This is a genomic window from Alsobacter sp. SYSU BS001988, from assembly GCF_054796215.1.
In genome coordinates this window covers 176,164-193,170 of record NZ_JBTAMK010000005.1, presented here as the reverse complement: position 1 = coordinate 193,170, position 17,007 = coordinate 176,164, and the positions used below count along the sequence as shown (strand labels likewise).

The window sequence follows — 17,007 nt, the reverse complement described above, 5'->3', positions numbered from 1 at the left end:
GCCGCCCGCGCGGGCTTCGCGCGTGTTTGAGACGCGCGTCGGCGCGGCCACCATCACGATGCGCGACCAGGCCGCCGACGGCGCCCATCTGGGCGAGGTGGAGCGCAAGCTCAGCTCCTGGGAGCTGATCTGGGACAACGGCTTCGTCCGCAAGGCGGCGCTGATCCTGATGCTGTGCGTCGTCTGGGAGATCTATGGCCGGGTCCTCGACAACCCGCTGCTGTTCCCGACCTTCTCGGACACGCTCCAGGCCATGTGGGAGCGGATCGAGAACGGCGTGCTGATCAACCGCGCCTGGACGTCCATCAAGGTGCTGGTGATGGGCTATGTCGCCGGCGTGCTGCTGGCCGCCGTCCTGACCATCGCGGCCATCAACACCCGGCTCGGGACGGACTTCCTGGAGACCATGACGGCGATGTTCAGCCCGCTGCCGGCCATCGCGCTGCTGCCGCTGGCGCTGATCTGGTTCGGCCTGGGCAATGGCAGCCTCGTCTTCATCCTCATCCACTCGGTGCTGTGGGCGGTGGCGCTGAACACCCATTCGGGCTTCCGGGCCGTGTCGCAGACCATGCGCATGGTGGGCCGGAACTACGGATTGCGGGGCCTGCCCTATGTCTTCCGCATCCTGATCCCGGCGGCGTTCCCGTCGATCCTGACGGGCCTGAAGATCGGCTGGGCCTTCGCGTGGCGCACGCTGATCGCGGCGGAGCTCGTCTTCGGCGTGTCGTCCGGGCAGGGCGGCCTCGGCTGGTTCATCTTCGAGAACCGCAACCTGCTCGACATTCCGGCGGTGTTCGCCGGGCTGCTCACCGTGATCGTGATCGGGCTCGTGGTGGAGAACCTGATCTTCCGCACCCTGGAGCGCCGCACGGTGCTGAAATGGGGCATGCAGAACTGAGGCGGGTCGGCCGGCGTCCCACACGGACGTGAGTTGTGCCTCGCCGGCGGATGCGCCAACCTCCTCGCCGATCGGCGCCCAGCCCAGGCGACTCACACTGGCGCGCGCGCCGGCGTGGGAGGTCGACATGGAGTTGAGACGGTTGTTGCCGGTCGCCGCCGCCGCGGCGCTCGGGTTTTTCGCAGCCACGGCGCAGGCCGCCGACTATCCCAAGCCCGTCGAGGGCGACTGGGTGGTGAAGGACTTCCGATTCCATACGGGCGAGACGCTGCCCGAGGTGAAGCTGCACTACGTCACCGTGGGCGACCCCTCGGGCGAGCCGGTGCTGGTGTTGCACGGCACGGCGGGTTCGGCGGGCAGCATGCTCACGCCCGGCTTTGCCGGCGAGCTCTTCGGGGCGGGGCAGCCGCTCGACGCCACGAAATATTTCATCATCCTTCCCGACGCGCTCGGGGCGGGCAAGTCCTCCAAGCCGTCCGACGGGCTCAGGGCCAAGTTCCCGCGCTACAATTACGACGACATGGTGCTGGCGCAGCACCGCCTGGTCACCGAGGGCCTCGGCGTGCGCCACCTGCGGCTGGTGCTGGGCAACTCGATGGGCGGCATGCATGCCTGGACGTGGGGCGTGACCTATCCGGACGAAATGGACGCGCTCGTCCCGCTGGCGTCGCAGCCGACCGAGATGTCGAGCCGCAACTGGATGATGCGGCGCATGATCATCGATTCGGTGCGCAACGACCCGGACTGGAAGAACGGCGACTACACTTCCCAGCCCAAGGCGCTCAGGGTGGCGAACGCCTTCTACGGGATCGCCACGAATGGCGGGACGCTGGCCTATCAGGCGGTCGCGCCGACGCGCGAAAAGGCCGACAAGTTCCTGGACGAGCGGCTCGCCGCGCCGTTCCCGAACGACGCCAACGACTTCATGTACCAGTGGGACGCGTCGCGCGACTACAACGCCTCCCCCCGGCTCGATCGCCTCAAGGCGCCGCTGCTGGCCATCAACTCGGCCGACGACGAGCGCAATCCGCCCGAGACCGGCGTGCTGGACCGCGCCATCGCCAAGCTGCCGAACGCCAAGGTCTATCTGATCCCGGCGAGCGAGCAGACCCGGGGGCATGGCACCACCGGCATCGCGAATTTCTGGAAGGAGCAGCTGAGGGCGTTCCTGGAGACCGCGCCGCGCCGCACCGCCACGGCGGCCAAATAGAGACGCAGCGTGGCGCTCCCGGCCTAGACGGCGGGGAGAGCCGCGTTCAGTCCGGCGCGTCCGGCACCACCGCCGTCGCCTCGATCTCGACCAGCGCGCGGGTCTCGACGAGGCGCACCACCTGCACGAGCGCCATGGCGGGGTAGTGCGCGCCGAAGACGTCGCGATAGGCGGCGCCGATCGCCTTCAGATTGGCGGCGTAGTCCTCGATGTCGACGACATACCAGGTGAGGCGCACGAGATGGCGGGGCTCGGCTCCGCCGCTCGCCAGGATGGCGCGGATGTTCTCCAGCGTTCGGTGCACCTGGGCGACGAGTCGGTCGGGGAAGCGCTCCTGCGCGTCCCAGCCGACGACGCCGCCGGTGACCAGCAGGGCGCCGCGCGCCAGCATGCCGTTGGCGTAGCCGCGGGGCCGCGGCCAGCCTTCCGGCAGAAGCGCCTCGGGGAGGAGGAGGGGGCGGCCCGCCTGTTTCGTCGTCGCCGTGTCGCTCATGCGGACCTCAGCAGCGGGTCGGCGTCGGCCGCGGCCTGCCGGCGCAGGGCGAAACGCTGGAGCTTGCCGGTTTCGGTGCGCGGCAGCTGGGCCACGAACGCGATCGCGCGGGGATATTTGTAGGGGGCGATGTCCGCCTTCACGAACTCCTGCAGCTCCTGGGCGAGGGCCGGGGAGGCGGCGGCGGGGTCGCGCAGCACCACATAGGCCTTGACGATGGAGCCGCGCTCGTCGTCCGGCGCGCCGACGACGCCGCACTCGGCGACCGCCGGATGGGCCAGCAGGGAGGCCTCGACCTCCGGCCCGGCGATGTTGTAGCCGGCCGACACGATCATGTCGTCGGAGCGGGCCTGGTAGCGGAAATAGCCGTCCTCGTCCTGCAGATAGGCGTCGCCGGTGACGTTCCAGCCGTTCTCGACATAGTTGCGCTGCCGGTCGTCGGCGAGGTAGCGGCAGCCGGTCGGACCGCGCACCGCAAGGCGCCCGACGACGCCGCGCGGGACCTCGCGCCCCTGCGCGTCGACGACCTTCGCCTCGTAGCCCGGCACCACCAGGCCGGTCGCGCCGGGGCGGACTTTCTCATAAGGGGCGGCGATGAAGATGTGCAGCATCTCGGTCGCGCCGATCCCGTCCATCAAGGCGAGGCCCGTCGCGGCGCGCCAGGCCTCGAAGGTCGCGGGCGGCAGCGCCTCGCCGGCGGAGACGCAGCGGCGCAGGCTGCTCACGTCATGCCCGGCGAGCTTGCCCAGCATCGCCCGGTAGGCGGTCGGGGCGGTGAAGCAGATGGTGGCCCGGAAGCGCGCGACGCCGGCCAGGAGATCGTCCGGGCCCGCCCGCTCCAGGATGGCGGAGGCCGCGCCGGCCCTCAGCGGAAACAGGACGAGCCCGCCCAGCCCGAAGGTGAAGGCGAGCGGCGGGGAGCCGATGAAGACGTCGTCCTCCCGGGGCTTGAGCACCTGCCGCCCATAGGCGTCGCAGATGGCCAAGAGGTCGCGATGGACGTGCATCGTGCCCTTGGGCTGGCCGGTGGTGCCCGAGGTGAAGCTGATCAGGCCAACGTCGTCGGCGGCGGTGTCCACCGCCTTGAAATCCGGCGACGCGGCGGCCGCGAGCGTCTCCAGCGATCCCGGGGCGCCGTCGCCCCACGGCACGATCCGGGTCAGGTCGGGCGAGAGCTCGCGCGCGGCCTCCAGGTCAGCGGTGAGGCGCGCGTCGCACAGCGCGAGGCTCACCTTCGCCTTCTGGATCGGGTAGGCGAGCTCCCTCGCGCGCAGCAGCGGCATGGTGGCGACGACGACGCCGCCCGCCTTCAGGATGGCCAGATAGGCCGCGACCAGCATGGGCGAGTTGGCGGAGCGCAGCAGCACGCGGCCGCCCGGGACGAGGCCGAGCTCGCCGACCAGCACGTTGGCGATGCGGTTCACCTGTTCGGCGAGCTCGGCGTAGGTCCAGCTCACGCCGGGCGACAGGATGCAGGGCCGGTCGCCGCGCCCCGCCTCCACCCAGCGGTCGAGAAGCTCGGTGACGGCGTTCAGCCGCTCCGGATAGCGCAGCTCCGGCAGGTCGAACAGAAAGGTCGGCTGCAGCTCGGGCGGCGGCAGGTTGTCCCGGGTGAAGGTGTCGACATGCGCTGAGTGAGCCATGGCGTTCTCGCTCCGTTGCGTGTCAGGTTCGCGGCTGGGCGGCCCCGGCGGCGTGCGATTTCAGGATCTCGCGGGCGATGACCAGCTTCTGCACCTCGGTGGCGCCCTCATAGATCCGCAGCGCCCGGATCTCCCGGTAGAGGCTCTCCACCTTCACCCCGGTCTTCACGCCGAGGCCGCCGAAGAGCTGGACCGCCTTGTCGATGACGCTCTGGGCGCTCTCGGTGGCGACCATCTTGGCCATGGCGGCCTCGCGGGTGACGCGCGGCGCGCCGGCGTCCTTGGTCCAGGCGGCGCGATAGACCAGCAGCGCGGCGGCGTCGATGTCGGTCGCCATCTCGGCCAGCGAGGCCTGGGCGAGCGGCAGGTCCGCCATCGGCCGGCCGAACAGGATGCGGGACCGGGCCCGGTCGAGCGCCTCGTCATGGGCGCGCCGGGCGAAGCCGAGCGCGGCGGCGCCCACCGTCGAGCGGAACACGTCGAGGGTGGCCATCGCGATGCGGAAACCGTCGCCGGGGCCGCCGAGCCTGTTCGCGACGGGGATCCGGCAGGCCTCGAAGGCCAGGCGCGCCAGCGGGTGCGGGGCCATGACGTCGATGCGCTCGGCGATGCGAAGGCCCGGGGCGTCGGCCGGGACCAGGAAGGCGGAGAGGCCGCGCGCGCCGGGCGCTTCCCCGGTGCGGGCGAAGACGACGTAGAGGTCGGCGATGCCGCCGTTCGAGATCCAGGTCTTGCCGCCGTCGAGGCGGACATGGTCCGGCCCGTCGGGCGTCGCCGCGCAGGCCAGGGCGGCGACGTCGGAGCCGGCCTCCTCCTCCGACAGCGCGAAGGCGGGGATGACCCGGCCGGCGGCGACGTCCGGGAGCCAGCGGGCCTTCTGCTCGGCCGTTCCGAACAGCGCGATGGGGCCGGAGCCCAGGCCCTGCATGGCGAAGGCGAAGTCGGCGAGGCCGTCGTGATAGGCCAGCGTCTCGCGCGAGACGCACAACGTGCGCACGTCGTAGCCATCGCCCTGGCCGCCGAACTCCGCCGGCGCGACGGCTTTGAGCCAGCCGGCCCGGCCGAGCTCGGCGACGAGGCGCCGGCAGGTTCCATCGACTTCCGCGTGGTCCACGGCGGACGGAAGGACGGCCCGCGCCCAGGCGTCCAGCGCGCGGGCGCGCTCGCCGTGGCGGGGCTCGAAGAAGGGCCAGTCCAGGTAGGAGCGGTCGGGCATGTCAGTCGCCTTCGAAGACGGGCTTCTGCTTCGCCGCGAAGGCGCGGTAGGCGCGGCCGAAATCCTCCGTCTGCATGCACAGGGCCTGGGCCACGGCCTCCGCCTCGATGGCGTCGTCGACGCTCATCGCCCACTCCATGTGCAGCATGCGCTTGGTCATGGCGTGCGCGAAGGTCGGCCCGGCGGCGATCTCCGCCGCGAAGGCCTTGGCGTCGCCGAGGAGGGCCTCGGGCGCGCAGAGGCGATTGAAGAAGCCCCAGCGTTCGGCCTCGTCGCCCGGCAGAGCGCGGCCGGTGTAGAGCAGCTCGGAGGCGCGGCCCTGGCCGACGATGCGGGGCAGGATCGCGCAGGCGCCCATGTCGCAGCCGGCGAGGCCCACCCGGTTGAACAGGAACGCCACCTTGGCGCGGGGCGTGCCGAAGCGGATGTCCGACGCCATCGCGATGATGGCGCCGGCGCCGGCGCAGACGCCGTCGATCGCGGCGACCACCGGCTGCGGGCAGGCGCGCATCGCCTTGACCAGCTCGCCCGTCATGCGGGTGAACTTGAGCAGCGCCACCGTGTCCATGGCGACCAGCGGCCCGATGATCTCGTGCACGTCGCCGCCGGAGGAGAAGTCGCCGCCCGCGCCCGTGACCACCACGGCCTTGACCGCCTCGTCCTTGGCCAGCGCGCGGAAGACGTCGCACAATTCGGCATAGGATTCAAAGGTCAGCGGGTTTTTCTTCTCGGGGCGATTCAGCGTCACGACGGCCGTCCGGCCCTCGACCGCGAGGCTGAAATGCGCCGCGGGATAGCCGGAGAGCGGCAGGGTCGCCTGGCTGGCGGGCGTCATGGGCGGTCCTCCTCGGCGGATGGTTTGGACGGCGGCGCCATCCCTTGCGACGCTGTCGCCACGGACGACTTGGCCTTGCCGAGAAGCCGCATCAGCTGGCCGATCTCGGTCTCCGACAGGCCGCCGAACAGCGTCGCGATCCAGTCGGCGTGCTCGGCCGCCATGGCGCGGAACTCGGCCCGGCCCTTCGGGGTGAGGGTGATCACCTGCACGCGGCGGTCGTGTTCGGCGGTGCGGCGGTCGAGGTCGCCCGAGGCGAGCAGCTTGTCGACGATGTGGGTGACGTTGCCGTTGGACACCATCATCCGCTTGGACACCTGGGACAGCGTCATGCCGTCGGGGGCGCGGTCGAGCTGCGCCATCAGGTCGAAGCGGGGCAGGGTGATGTCGAAGCGCTCGCGCAGCCGGGAGCGGATCTGCGTCTCGATCAGGTTGGCGCAGGTGAGCAGCCTGAGCCAGAGCTTCAGCTCCTCGTGATGGGCGGCGGGCTCCTCGAGCGCCTTGGTTTCGGCGTCCAGCATCATGCCGACATCTCCCCGCCATCGACCACGACGGCCTGGCCGGTGACCGCGGCGGCGCCGTCGGACACGAGCCAGAGCGCGGCCGCCGCCACCTCGTCGGGCCGCACGAGGCGCTTCATCGGCTTGCTCTCGGTGAATTCGCGCATCAGCTCCTCGGGCGCGCGTCCCTGCTTGGCGGCGCGCTGGACCATGCCGTCGCGGACGAGGTCGGTCTCCGTGAAGCCGGGGCAGACGGCGTTCACGGTGACGCCGGACGCCGCGGTTTCGAGGGCCAGCGCCCGGGTGAATCCCAGCATGGCGTGCTTGGCGGCCGTGTAGGCCGTCATGAAGGCGTAGCCCTTGAGGGCCGCGGTCGACGCGACGTTGAGGATGCGCCCTCGCCCGGCGGCCAGCATGGCGGGCAGCACGGCGCGGCTCGCCAGCACCGGCGCGGTGAGGTGCTGGGCCAGCATGTCGGCGAAGGCGTCGTCGGACTGCTTCAGGAAGGGGCCCGAGGCGGCCGTTCCGGCGTTGTTGACGAGGATGTCGACGGGGCCGCCCGCCAGAGCGCGCTCGATCGCCCAGCGCAGGGAGGCGGCGTCCGTGACGTCCGCGACGACGCCATGGCCGGCGTCGCCGGCGTCCACGACGGCCGTGAGGGCGGCCTCCGAGCGGCCGAACACGATCACATTGGCGCCCGCCTGCGTGAGCGACCTGGCGATGGCGCGGCCGATTCCGCGGCTGCCGCCGGTGACGATCGCCCTGCGCCCGCTCAGGTCGGCCATGCGCTTTGATCTCCCGAACGCGTCGGCTCCGAATGCTTCAAGCTTAAAATAACGCCGGCCCGTTGCGCAAGCGCGATGATGGGGCCTGCGGCGGCTCGCCCGGCCCCCGGCCGTCCGAGATGTTTTAATGTTGAAACAATTTGCCTGCCGTGGCCGGCCATGCCAACAATTATGGCTGGAGCCCATCGGGTTTACTGTCCTAGTGTTCGGCGCCCTGGGTTTCGCCCGGGTTCGAGGGGAGGGGTCTTTCACATGAGGCGTATCGCTCATTCCATCAGGTTCCTGGCGGCCGCGACGGCCGTCGGCGCTGTTGCGGCGTCGATCTCGGGCGCGAGCGCGCAGGAGGCCTTGAAGATCGGCCTCGTCAGCGTCCTCTCCGGACCCCAGGCCGCGCTCGGCCAGCAGGTGAGGGACGGCTTTCAGCTCGCCGTGAAGGACATGGGCGGCAAGATGGCCGGCCGCCCCGTCGAGGTGATCGTGGTCGACGACGAGCTGAAGCCGGACGTCGCCGTCACCAAGGTCCGCGCTCTGCTGGAGCGCGACAAGGTGGACTTCGTCGTCGGGCCGGTGTTCTCCAACGTGCTGCAGGCGATCCACAAGCCGGTCACCGAGGCGGGCACGATCCTGATCTCGCCCAACGCCGGCACGTCCAACTTCGCCGGCAAGCAGTGCAGCGAGAACTTCTTCGTCACGTCCTACCAGAACGACCAGCCGCACGAGGTGCTGGGCAAATACGCGCAGGACAAGGGCTACAAGCGCGCCTACATCATGGCCCCGAACTACCAGGCGGGTAAGGACTCGCTGGCCGGGTTCAAGCGGCACTTCAAGGGCGAGATCGTCGACGAGGTCTACACGCCGCTCGGACAGCTCGATTTTTCGGCCGAACTCGCCAAGATCGCCGCGGCGAAGCCCGACGTGCTGTTCACCTTCATGCCCGGCGGCATGGGCGTGAACCTGGTCAAGCAGTACCGCCAGGCCGGCCTGGCCGACAAGACGCCGTTCTTCTCCGCCTTCACGGTGGACGAGTCGACCCTGCCGGCGCAGCAGGACGCGGCGGTCGGGTTCTTCGGCGGCATGAGCTGGGCGCCGAACATGGACAATCCGCAGAACAAGAAGTTCGTGGCGGGCTACGAGGCGGCCTTCAATGTCGTGCCGGGCTCCTACGCCATGCAGGCCTATGACGCGGCGCAGCTGATCAACAGCGCGCTGACCGCCACCAAGGGCTCCACCTCCGACAAGGCGGCGCTGCGGGCGGCCATCAAGAAGGCGGACTTCCCGTCGCTGCGCGGCAAGTTCAAGTTCAACACCAATGGCTACCCTATCCAGGACTTCTACGTCGTGAAGGCCGCCAAGCGCGCCGACGGCAAGTACCAGACCGAGATCGTCGAGAAGGTGTTCTCCGACTACGGCGACACTTACGCGGCGGAGTGCCCGCTGAAGTAAGGCCGCCGACCCCGGGCTTGGGCCGCGTCGCGGCTCCGGCCGGGGGCGTGCGCCCTGGCCACTGGATCCCCGAACCGGCATGTCGTTCACGCTCCTCACCATCCAGATCCTGAACGGGATGCAGCTCGGTCTCCTGCTGTTCCTCGTCGCCGCGGGCCTGACGCTGGTGTTCGGCGTGATGGACTTCATCAACCTCGCGCATGGCGTGCAGTACATGCTGGGCGCCTATCTGGCGGTGGCCTGCATCGGCTGGACCGGCAACTTCGCGGCGGGGCTCGCGCTCGCCCTGGCCGGGACGCTGGCGATCGGTCTCCTGATGGAGGCGCTCGTCTTCCGCCGGCTCTACGGCCGGGACCATCTCGACCAGGTGCTCGCCACCTTCGGGCTGATCCTGTTCCTCAACGAGGCGGTGAAGATGGTCTGGGGCGCCGCGCCGCTCAGCGTGCCGGTGCCCGAATGGCTGCAAGGGTCCGTGCTGCTGGGCGAGGGCGTGCTGTACCCGGTGTACCGCTTCGCCATCATCGCGGCGGGGCTGGGCGTGGCGCTGGGGCTCTGGGTCCTGATCGAGAAGACCCGCATCGGCATGCTGGTGCGGGCGGGCGCGTCCAACGCGCCGATCGTGTCGGCGCTCGGCGTCGACATCAGCCGGCTGTTCATGATCGTCTTCGCCTTCGGGGCGATGCTGGCGGGCTTTGCGGGCGCGATGGCGGCGCCGATCCTGTCGGTCGAGCCTGGCATGGGCGACAGCGTGCTGATCCTCGCCTTCGTGGTCATCGTCATCGGCGGCATCGGCTCGATCCGCGGCGCCTTCGTGGCGGCGCTCCTGGTCGGCCTGATGGACACGCTGGGGCGGTCCTACTCGGTCGACCTGCTGCGGCTGTTCTTCCCGCCCGCCGCGGCGCGCGGGATCGCAGGCGGGCTGTCGTCGATGTTCATCTATGTCCTGATGGCGGTGGTGCTGTTCTTCCGGCCCGACGGGCTGCTGCCGGCCCGGGGGCGGACATGAGCCGCGACGCCGCCCCCGCCGCGGCCCCGGCCGTTGCGCCGGCGCCGCGCGCCGCTCGCCCGCCTTTCGGCGCAGCCGCGCCGGCCCTGATCTTCCTGGCGCTGGCCCTGGCGCCGCCGCTGATCGCCTGGACGGGGCAGGGGCACTGGCTCTCGCTCGCCACGCGCATCGTCATCTACGGCGTGGCGGCGCTGTCGCTCGACCTGATCCTGGGCGTCGGCGGGCTGGTGAGCTTCGGTCACGCCGCCTTTGTGGGGCTCGGCGCCTATGCGACCGGCATCCTGATCGAGCACGGGCGCGGCGACCTCCTGATCGTCGTCCCGGCGGCGCTCGCGGTCTGCGCCGTCTTCGCCGCCTTCACCGGGGCGGTGTCGCTGCGGACCAAGGGCGTCGCCTTCATCATGATCACGCTGGCCTTCGGCCAGATGGCGTATTTCTTCTCGCAGGCGCTCTACGCCTATGGGGGCGACGACGGGCTGACGCTCTCGGCGCGCTCCACCCTGGCGGGCCTTCCGGTGCTGAAGAACAAGACCGCGTTCTTCTATCTCTGCCTCGCCGTGCTGGCGGCGTCCTATGGGCTGGTGCGCCGGATCGTGGGCTCCAGCTTCGGCCGGGCCCTGCAGGGCGCGCGCGACAACCCCGTCCGGGTGGCCTCGTTCGGCTTCGAGGTGATGCGCGTGCGCCTCGCCGCCTATGTGATCTCCGGCATGATCGGCGGGCTTTCGGGCGTCCTCCTGGCCAACCACGCGGAGTTCGTCAGCCCGGCCTACATGGCCTGGCAGCGTTCGGGCGAGCTCATCTTCATGATCATCATCGGCGGGCTCGGATCGCTGTGGGGCGCCATCGTGGGAGCCGCCGCCTTCCTGCTCCTGGAGGAGTGGCTGGCCGGCTTCTCCGAACACTGGAAGCTCGGCTTCGGCGCGCTGATCGTGCTCTTCGTGCTGTTCACGCGGGGCGGCCTGGCGCAGCTCGCCGAGCGGCTCGTCCGCGGGCGCGCGGGCGAGAGCGGAGGGAAACCGGCATGACCGAGCGGGCCGCGCCGATGATCGCCCTCTCGGGCCTGCGCAAGAGCTTCGGGGCGCTGAGGGTGACGGACGGCGTCTCGCTCGACGTCATGCCGGGCGAACTGCATGCGCTGATCGGCCCGAACGGGGCCGGGAAGACCACGCTCATCCACCAGATCGCCGGGACGCTGCGGCCCTCCGAAGGGCGCATCCGGATCGACGGCGCCGACGTCACGCGCGCCACCCCGCAGGCGCGCTCGCGCGCCGGGCTGGCGCGCACCTTCCAGATCACGTCGATCATCCCGTCGCTGGACGTCCTCGGCAATGTCGCGCTCGCCGCGCAGGCCCGGGCCAAGCGGCCGCTGCGGCTCTTCGACCGCGCGGCCGAGGACGAGGCGCTGAACGGCCCGGCCCGCGCGGCCGTGGCGGCCGTCGGTCTCGCGGCCCGCGCGAGGGTCCCGGCGGGCCGGCTCTCGCATGGCGAGAAGCGCGCGCTCGAGCTCGCGATGGCGCTGGCGCTGCAGCCCAAGGCGATCCTGCTGGACGAGCCCATGGCCGGAGTGGGACGCGACGAATCCGCAAGGCTGATCGAGCTTCTGCGCAGCCTCAAGGGCCGCTACGCCATCCTGCTGGTGGAGCACGACATGGACGCGGTGTTCGCGCTCGCCGACCGGGTGAGCGTGCTGGTCTATGGCCGGCTGATCGCGACCGGCACGCCCGCCGAGGTGCGCCGCGACCCGGCCGTGCGCGCCGCCTATCTCGGCGACGAGGCGGCCTGATGCTGGAGGTCAGCGGCCTCGTGTCGGGATATGGCGACGCCCAGGCGCTGTTCGGGGTCTCGCTCGAGGTCGGGCCCGGCGAGGTGGTGACGCTGCTCGGCCGCAACGGCATGGGCAAGACCACGACCGTGAGCACCATCATGGGCCTGCTGCGGACGCGCGAGGGCACGGTCCGCTTCGCCGGACGGGATCTCACCACCGCGCCGCCCTACCGCCGCGCCCAGGCGGGCCTCGGCCTGGTGCCGGAGGGCCGGCAGGTGTTCCCGACCCTGAGCGTGGAGGAGAACCTCGTCGCCACCGCGGCCGACCGCTTCGGGCGGGGGCGCTGGACGCTGCAGCGGGTCTACGCCTTCCTGCCGCGGCTGGAAGAGCGCAAGGGCAACCGCGGCAACGAGCTGTCGGGCGGCGAGCAGCAGATGCTGGCCATCGGCCGGGCGCTGATGACCAATCCCAAGCTGATCATCCTGGACGAGGCGACGGAGGGACTGGCGCCCATCATCCGGCAGGAGATCTGGTCGTGCCTCGCGGCCCTGAAGGCCGAGGGCGAGTCGATCCTGGTGATCGACAAGCATGTCGACGCGCTGGCCCGCATCGCCGACCGGCATGTCGTGCTGGAGAAGGGGCATGTGGTGTGGACCGGCTCCACCGCCGAGCTCATGGCCGACGCCAGCGTGAAGGACCGTTACCTTCACCTTTGAGCCGATCTATCATCAGCAGCCTACAGGGAGGGCAAACCATGAAACCGATGACCGCAGGCGTGACGCCGGCCGGCCAAGGCATCGACGGAATCGTCTGGAACATCCTAGGCCAGACCTATGTGCCCAAGCACCTGACGGAGAGCTCCTTCTCCTGGCACGCGACCTTCCCGCCCGGGACCTTCGTGCCGCCGCACATCCATCCCAACCAGGACGAGTTCATCTATGTGCTGGAGGGGCGCTTCGACCTCGTCCTCGACGGGCAGGAGGTCGGCGCCGGTCCGGGCGACCTGATCCGGCTGCCGCGGGGCGTCCCGCACGGCATCTTCAACAAGTCCGACGCGCCGACCAAATGCGTGTTCTGGGTGTCGCCCACCGGGCCGCTCTACGACCTGTTCTGGGGCATCCACTCCATGGCTGAGCAGAACCCCGCCGACGTGGTGGCGCTCGCGGCCAAGCACGAGGTCGACTTCCTGCCGCCGCCGCCCGACGGGGCCTGATGAGCGCTTACCCTCTCCCGCCTGCGGGAGAGGGGCAGGGGCGAGGGCGTCGCCTTGCTTCACACCGTACGAACGCTGCCGTCATCCCCGGCCGGAGCGGTGAAGCCGCGGAGGGGAAGGGGATCCAGGGGCCGTTTGCACCCAGTCCGCTGGATCTCCTTCCCGACCTGCTCCGCAGGTCGCCGGGGATGACGGTTGGGAGGTTCCGCAACGGACGCTGCGTCACCCCGCCCTGCGGTTCACCTGCGTCAGCGCGAAGCCGGCCTTGCCGGCGTAGCTCTTCACGATCGCCTCGCGCCGCGCGTAGCTGAGCACGCGCTCGACGTCGTCGAAGCCGCTGGGGGCCAGCGCCTCCACGGCGTCGATGACGCGCTCGGGGCCGCCCTGGCGGTTCATGGCGCAGATCTCGGCCGTCTTGGGCAGGCGCTCCGCCTCGTAGACGGCCAGGGCGTGGCGCGGGTGGTCAGCCGCCGCGAGGCTGTCGGCGAGGCAGCGGGCGTCGAGGATGGCCTGGCTCGCCCCGTTGGAGCCCACCGGATACATCGGGTGCGCGGCGTCGCCGAGCAGCGTCACGCGGCCATGCGTCCAGCGGGGCAGGGGATCGCGGTCGCACATGGGATATTCCCAGAACTGCGGCGTCGCGCGCACCAGCGCCTCGATGTCCACGCCCGGCACGGTGAAACGGCGGGCGAAGGGCAGCACGTCCTCCAGCCGGCCCTGGCCGGACCAGGTCTCCTTGGGCGGCGGCTTGTCGGGATCGCCGAGGCGGACGTTCACGACCCAGTTGGTGAGGCGCGTGTCGGGCCGCTCGCCCTTGCCGATGGGGTAGAGCACGAGCTTCGCCTGCATGCCGCCGGCGATGATCATGCTCTCGCCGTCAAGGAATGTCGGCCAGTCGATCGCCCCACGCCACATGCGCACGCCCTGCCAGCGGGGCGGGCCCTGGTCGGGGAAGTAGCGCGCCCGCACGGCCGAGTGGATGCCGTCGGCGCCGACGAGCGCGTCGGCGCGGATCGTCTCGCCGGCCCCCCCGAAGCGGGAATCGGCGAAATGGGCGGTGACTCCGCCCTCGTCCTCGATGAGGCCGAGAAGGCGCCGGCCCGTGCGCACCGAATCCGGGCCGAGCCGCTCCACCACGGCGTCATGGATGAGCTTCTGCAGGCGGCCGCGATGGATGGAGAATTGCGGCGACTTGAAGCCGGCGTAGACGCCGCGCGGCTCCTGCCAGACGGTCTGGCCATAGCGGTTCATGTAGACGAGCTCGCGGGTGCGGATGCCGGCCGCGTCCAGCGCCGGCAGGAGGCCGAGCTCCTCGAGCTCCACGATGGCGCGCGGCAGCGTGTTGATGCCCACCCCGACCTCGCGGATCGTGGAGGCCTGCTCGTAGACGGTGGCCCTGATCCCCCGCCGGTGCAGCATCAGCGCGGCCGTCAGCCCGCCGATCCCGCCCCCTACGATGATGACATGCATGCGGATTTTCCCCCCCGAAGCTCCCGCTAAAAAGGACTAACCGACGACCTCGCGCAACCGCTTCCGTGGCGCCCGCTTAATGCCCGTTGTCTTGCTCGTCCGGCCGAAACCTCACAATGCCCCTCGTCCTTCGAGACGCGCCCTTTGGGCGCTCCTCAGGATGAGGGGCTTGGAGGGGCGTCACCGATGCGTGCGCCTTCGCCCGTTTTGTGCGACTTCGGCCGCGCCTTGAGCTTCAGTTCGGTCAGGTCGGCCTTCTCGCGCGGCGTGTTGCGCTTCAACTGCTCCCAGCCCGGCTGATAAGGCTTGGGCGTGAACGCCTCGGCTCCATACCAGGCCGCGGCGCGCAGCGCGAAGGCCGGGTCGGCGAGGTGGGGTCGGCCGAAGGCCACGAGGTCCGCCCGGCCGGCCGCCAGGATGGTGTTGGCCTGGTCGACGCTGGTGATGTTTCCGACGCACATCGTGGCGACATGGGCCTCGTTGCGGACCTGGTCGGCGTAGGGCGTCTGGAACATGCGGCCATAGAAGGGACGCGAGGCCGGGCTGGTCTGGCCGGTGGAGACGTCGACGAGGTCGACGCCGGCCTGTGCGAAGGCCTCCGCGATCCGGACGGCGTCGTCGCCCGTGATGCCGCCTTCGATCCAGTCGGTGGCCGAGATGCGCACCGACATGGGCTTGTCGGCCGGCCAGGCCTCGCGCATCGCGGCGAAGACCTCGAGCGGAAAGCGCAGGCGGTTCTCGATCGAGCCGCCATACTCGTCCGTCCGCCGGTTCGTGACCGGCGACAGGAAACTCGCCAGCAGGTAGCCGTGGGCGGCGTGGAGCTCGACCATGTCGAAGCCGCAGGCGTCGCCGCGCTGCACGGCGGCCACGAACTGGTCGCGGATCCGGTCCATCCCGGCGCGGTCGAGCGCCTTGGGGACGGCGCTCTCGGGATAGTAGGGCAGGGGCGACGGGCCGACGATGTCCCAGCCGCCCTCCGGCAGCGGCCGGTCCATCCCCTCCCACATCAGCTTCGTCGCGCCCTTGCGGCCGGCGTGCCCGAGCTGCAGGCAGACCTTGGCCGCCGAGTGGGCGTGGACGAAGTCGACGATGCGCGTCCAGGCGGCCTGCTGGGCGTCGTTCCACAGGCCGGCGCAGCCGGGCGTGATGCGGGCGTCCGGGGCCACGCAGGTCATCTCGGTGAAGAGGAGGCCCGCCCCGCCCATGGCGCGGGAGCCGTAATGGACGAGGTGGAAATCGCCCGGCAGGCCGTCCACCGCCGAATACATGCACATCGGCGACACGACGATGCGGTTCGGGGCGGTCAGGCCGCGCAGCCGCAGCGGCTGAAAGGCCGGCGCGACCGGACGGTCCACGTCCACCGGGCAGCCCTGGGCCGCCAGGGACTGGGCGAAGCTGCGGTCGACGGCCCTGACGAAGTCGGGCGCGCGGAGCTCCAGATTGTCATAGGTGATCGACTTCGCCCGCGTCATCAGGCCGAAGGCGAACTGCACGGGGCCCATCCCGAGGAAGCGCTTCACGTGCTCGAACCAGACCAGGCTGACGTCGGCGGCGTGCTGGGTCTTCTCCACCTCCTCGCGGCGGCCCGTTTCGAACCGGCGCAGCGCCTGGGCGACGTCGCCCTGCTGGGCCTTGAGCGCCTGGTGCAGGGCGATCGCGTCCTCCATGGCGAGCTTGGTGCCGGATCCGATGGAGAAATGCGCCGTGGCCTTGGCGTCGCCGAGCAGGACGATGCGGTCGTCCATGGTCCAGCGCTCGTTGCGGATCATGGGGAACTGGCGCCAGAGCGACCGGTTCGCGATCAGCGGGTGGCCCTGGAGCTCCTCGGCGAAGACGCGCTCCATGAAGGCGACGCTCTCGGCCTCCGACATGTGGGCCAGCCCGGCCCTGGCGAAGGTCTCCGGATCGGTCTCCAGCACCCAGGTCGAGCGGTCGGCCTCGTACTGGTAGCAATGGGCGATGAAGACGCCGTAGTCGGTCTGCTTGAAGAAGAAGGTGAAGGCGTCGAAGGGACGGGTCGATCCCATCCAGGCGAAGCGGTTGGGACGCAGGTCGACCTCGGTCCCGAAATGCTCCCGATGCGCCTCGCGGAAGCGGGAGTTCACGCCGTCCGCCACCACCACGAGGTCGGCCTCGTCGGGGCCGGGCAGCGTCTGCGCTTCGCGCCCGAAGACCAGCTCCACGCCGAGCGCCCGCGCGCGCTCCTGCAGCAGCATCAGCAGCGTGCGCCGCGAGCAGCCGCAAAAGCCGTTGCCGCCGATGCGGTGCTGCTCGCCGCGGACATGGATGGCGATGTCGTCCCAATAGGCGAAGGCGTCGGTGATCGCCTCGTAGCTCTCGCGGTCGGCGCGCTCGAAATTGTCGAGGGTCTGGTCGGAAAAGACGACGCCGAAGCCGAAGGTGTCGTCGGCCCTGTTGCGCTCCAGCACCGTGATGGCCGCCTGCGGGAAGGACTTGCGGGCCAGGATGGCGAAATACAGGCCGGCGGGGCCGCCTCCGATGACACTGATGCGCATGGGATGCCTCT

16 protein-coding genes are annotated in these 17,007 nt (G+C 70.6%); 8 read left to right on the top strand and 8 right to left on the bottom strand.

All coding sequences use genetic code 11. The annotated features are described in order from the left end of the window. The first annotated feature begins 58 nt into the window (after nt 1–58). Nucleotides 59–898 carry an ABC transporter permease gene (locus ACYVO7_RS12495; protein ID WP_460450295.1) on the top strand — a complete coding sequence of 280 codons (840 nt, stop codon included), beginning with the start codon at nt 59–61 and terminating at the stop codon, nt 896–898. A gap of 127 nt (nt 899–1,025) precedes the next feature. After that, nucleotides 1,026–2,108 (top strand): alpha/beta fold hydrolase, encoded by a 1,083-nt coding sequence (locus ACYVO7_RS12490; protein WP_460450149.1) that lies wholly within the window; start codon nt 1,026–1,028, stop codon nt 2,106–2,108. Nucleotides 2,109–2,154: 46 nt separating this feature from the next. Here ACYVO7_RS12490 and ACYVO7_RS12485 read toward each other — a convergent pair whose 3' ends face one another. The 6 genes from ACYVO7_RS12485 to ACYVO7_RS12460 are packed head-to-tail and all read right to left on the bottom strand — an operon-like array spanning nt 2,155 to nt 7,580. After that, nucleotides 2,155–2,601, bottom strand: coding sequence for a RidA family protein (locus ACYVO7_RS12485; protein WP_460450148.1), 447 nt, complete (start codon nt 2,599–2,601; stop codon nt 2,155–2,157). Further along, nucleotides 2,598–4,244, bottom strand: coding sequence for a benzoate-CoA ligase family protein (locus ACYVO7_RS12480; RefSeq protein ID WP_460450147.1), 1,647 nt, complete (start codon nt 4,242–4,244; stop codon nt 2,598–2,600). Before ACYVO7_RS12480 ends, ACYVO7_RS12485 begins: the two co-directional genes overlap by 4 nt. Nucleotides 4,245–4,266: 22 nt before the next feature. Further along, nucleotides 4,267–5,460: an acyl-CoA dehydrogenase family protein gene (locus ACYVO7_RS12475; protein ID WP_460450146.1), complete on the bottom strand. Its 1,194-nt coding sequence runs from the start codon at nt 5,458–5,460 to the stop codon at nt 4,267–4,269. Between the two features lies 1 nt (nt 5,461). Further along, nucleotides 5,462–6,295 carry an enoyl-CoA hydratase family protein gene (locus ACYVO7_RS12470; protein WP_460450145.1) on the bottom strand — a complete coding sequence of 278 codons (834 nt, stop codon included), beginning with the start codon at nt 6,293–6,295 and terminating at the stop codon, nt 5,462–5,464. Next, nucleotides 6,292–6,819, bottom strand: coding sequence for a MarR family winged helix-turn-helix transcriptional regulator (locus tag ACYVO7_RS12465; RefSeq protein WP_460450144.1), 528 nt, complete (start codon nt 6,817–6,819; stop codon nt 6,292–6,294). Before ACYVO7_RS12465 ends, ACYVO7_RS12470 begins: the two co-directional genes overlap by 4 nt. Further along, nucleotides 6,816–7,580, bottom strand: a complete 765-nt coding sequence (locus tag ACYVO7_RS12460) for an SDR family NAD(P)-dependent oxidoreductase (RefSeq protein ID WP_460450143.1) — start codon at nt 7,578–7,580, stop codon at nt 6,816–6,818. The genes ACYVO7_RS12465 and ACYVO7_RS12460 overlap by 4 nt, the downstream gene beginning before the upstream one ends. A gap of 252 nt (nt 7,581–7,832) precedes the next feature. Between ACYVO7_RS12460 and ACYVO7_RS12455 the strand changes: the two genes are divergently transcribed. The 6 genes from ACYVO7_RS12455 (at nt 7,833) to ACYVO7_RS12430 (ending at nt 13,007) form a co-directional block, all read left to right on the top strand. Then, on the top strand, nt 7,833–9,023 hold the full coding sequence (locus ACYVO7_RS12455; RefSeq protein WP_460450142.1) for an ABC transporter substrate-binding protein: 1,191 nt from the start codon (nt 7,833–7,835) through the stop codon (nt 9,021–9,023). Between the two features lie 79 nt (nt 9,024–9,102). Continuing rightward, entirely contained in the window at nt 9,103–10,029 is a 927-nt protein-coding gene (locus ACYVO7_RS12450; protein ID WP_460450141.1) for a branched-chain amino acid ABC transporter permease, read from the top strand. After that, nucleotides 10,026–11,054, top strand: a complete 1,029-nt coding sequence (locus tag ACYVO7_RS12445; protein WP_460450140.1) for a branched-chain amino acid ABC transporter permease — start codon at nt 10,026–10,028, stop codon at nt 11,052–11,054. Before ACYVO7_RS12450 ends, ACYVO7_RS12445 begins: the two co-directional genes overlap by 4 nt. After that, nucleotides 11,051–11,812 (top strand): ABC transporter ATP-binding protein, encoded by a 762-nt coding sequence (locus ACYVO7_RS12440; protein ID WP_460450139.1) that lies wholly within the window; start codon nt 11,051–11,053, stop codon nt 11,810–11,812. Before ACYVO7_RS12445 ends, ACYVO7_RS12440 begins: the two co-directional genes overlap by 4 nt. Further along, entirely contained in the window at nt 11,812–12,510 is a 699-nt protein-coding gene (locus ACYVO7_RS12435; RefSeq protein ID WP_460450138.1) for an ABC transporter ATP-binding protein, read from the top strand. The genes ACYVO7_RS12440 and ACYVO7_RS12435 overlap by 1 nt, the downstream gene beginning before the upstream one ends. Nucleotides 12,511–12,548: 38 nt before the next feature. Further along, nucleotides 12,549–13,007: a cupin domain-containing protein gene (locus tag ACYVO7_RS12430; protein ID WP_460450137.1), complete on the top strand. Its 459-nt coding sequence runs from the start codon at nt 12,549–12,551 to the stop codon at nt 13,005–13,007. 222 nt (nt 13,008–13,229) lie between these two features. Here ACYVO7_RS12430 and ACYVO7_RS12425 read toward each other — a convergent pair whose 3' ends face one another. Next, nucleotides 13,230–14,477, bottom strand: a complete 1,248-nt coding sequence (locus ACYVO7_RS12425) for a flavin-dependent oxidoreductase (RefSeq protein WP_460450136.1) — start codon at nt 14,475–14,477, stop codon at nt 13,230–13,232. A gap of 155 nt (nt 14,478–14,632) precedes the next feature. Next, nucleotides 14,633–16,996 carry a bifunctional salicylyl-CoA 5-hydroxylase/oxidoreductase gene (locus tag ACYVO7_RS12420; protein ID WP_460450135.1) on the bottom strand — a complete coding sequence of 788 codons (2,364 nt, stop codon included), beginning with the start codon at nt 16,994–16,996 and terminating at the stop codon, nt 14,633–14,635. Nucleotides 16,997–17,007: the final 11 nt, after the last annotated feature.

Excerpts from the sequence above, each read along its gene's own strand:
- ACYVO7_RS12495 (WP_460450295.1), top strand. The coding sequence starts at position 59 with ATGCGCGACCAGGCCGCCGACGGCGCCCATCTGGGCGAGGTGGAGCGC.
- ACYVO7_RS12490 (WP_460450149.1), top strand. The coding sequence starts at position 1,026 with ATGGAGTTGAGACGGTTGTTGCCGGTCGCCGCCGCCGCGGCGCTCGGG.
- ACYVO7_RS12485 (WP_460450148.1), bottom strand. The coding sequence starts at position 2,601 with ATGAGCGACACGGCGACGACGAAACAGGCGGGCCGCCCCCTCCTCCTC.
- ACYVO7_RS12480 (WP_460450147.1), bottom strand. The coding sequence starts at position 4,244 with ATGGCTCACTCAGCGCATGTCGACACCTTCACCCGGGACAACCTGCCG.
- ACYVO7_RS12475 (WP_460450146.1), bottom strand. The coding sequence starts at position 5,460 with ATGCCCGACCGCTCCTACCTGGACTGGCCCTTCTTCGAGCCCCGCCAC.
- ACYVO7_RS12470 (WP_460450145.1), bottom strand. The coding sequence starts at position 6,295 with ATGACGCCCGCCAGCCAGGCGACCCTGCCGCTCTCCGGCTATCCCGCG.
- ACYVO7_RS12465 (WP_460450144.1), bottom strand. The coding sequence starts at position 6,819 with ATGATGCTGGACGCCGAAACCAAGGCGCTCGAGGAGCCCGCCGCCCAT.
- ACYVO7_RS12460 (WP_460450143.1), bottom strand. The coding sequence starts at position 7,580 with ATGGCCGACCTGAGCGGGCGCAGGGCGATCGTCACCGGCGGCAGCCGC.
- ACYVO7_RS12455 (WP_460450142.1), top strand. The coding sequence starts at position 7,833 with ATGAGGCGTATCGCTCATTCCATCAGGTTCCTGGCGGCCGCGACGGCC.
- ACYVO7_RS12450 (WP_460450141.1), top strand. The coding sequence starts at position 9,103 with ATGTCGTTCACGCTCCTCACCATCCAGATCCTGAACGGGATGCAGCTC.
- ACYVO7_RS12445 (WP_460450140.1), top strand. The coding sequence starts at position 10,026 with ATGAGCCGCGACGCCGCCCCCGCCGCGGCCCCGGCCGTTGCGCCGGCG.
- ACYVO7_RS12440 (WP_460450139.1), top strand. The coding sequence starts at position 11,051 with ATGACCGAGCGGGCCGCGCCGATGATCGCCCTCTCGGGCCTGCGCAAG.
- ACYVO7_RS12435 (WP_460450138.1), top strand. The coding sequence starts at position 11,812 with ATGCTGGAGGTCAGCGGCCTCGTGTCGGGATATGGCGACGCCCAGGCG.
- ACYVO7_RS12430 (WP_460450137.1), top strand. The coding sequence starts at position 12,549 with ATGAAACCGATGACCGCAGGCGTGACGCCGGCCGGCCAAGGCATCGAC.
- ACYVO7_RS12425 (WP_460450136.1), bottom strand. The coding sequence starts at position 14,477 with ATGCATGTCATCATCGTAGGGGGCGGGATCGGCGGGCTGACGGCCGCG.
- ACYVO7_RS12420 (WP_460450135.1), bottom strand. The coding sequence starts at position 16,996 with ATGCGCATCAGTGTCATCGGAGGCGGCCCCGCCGGCCTGTATTTCGCC.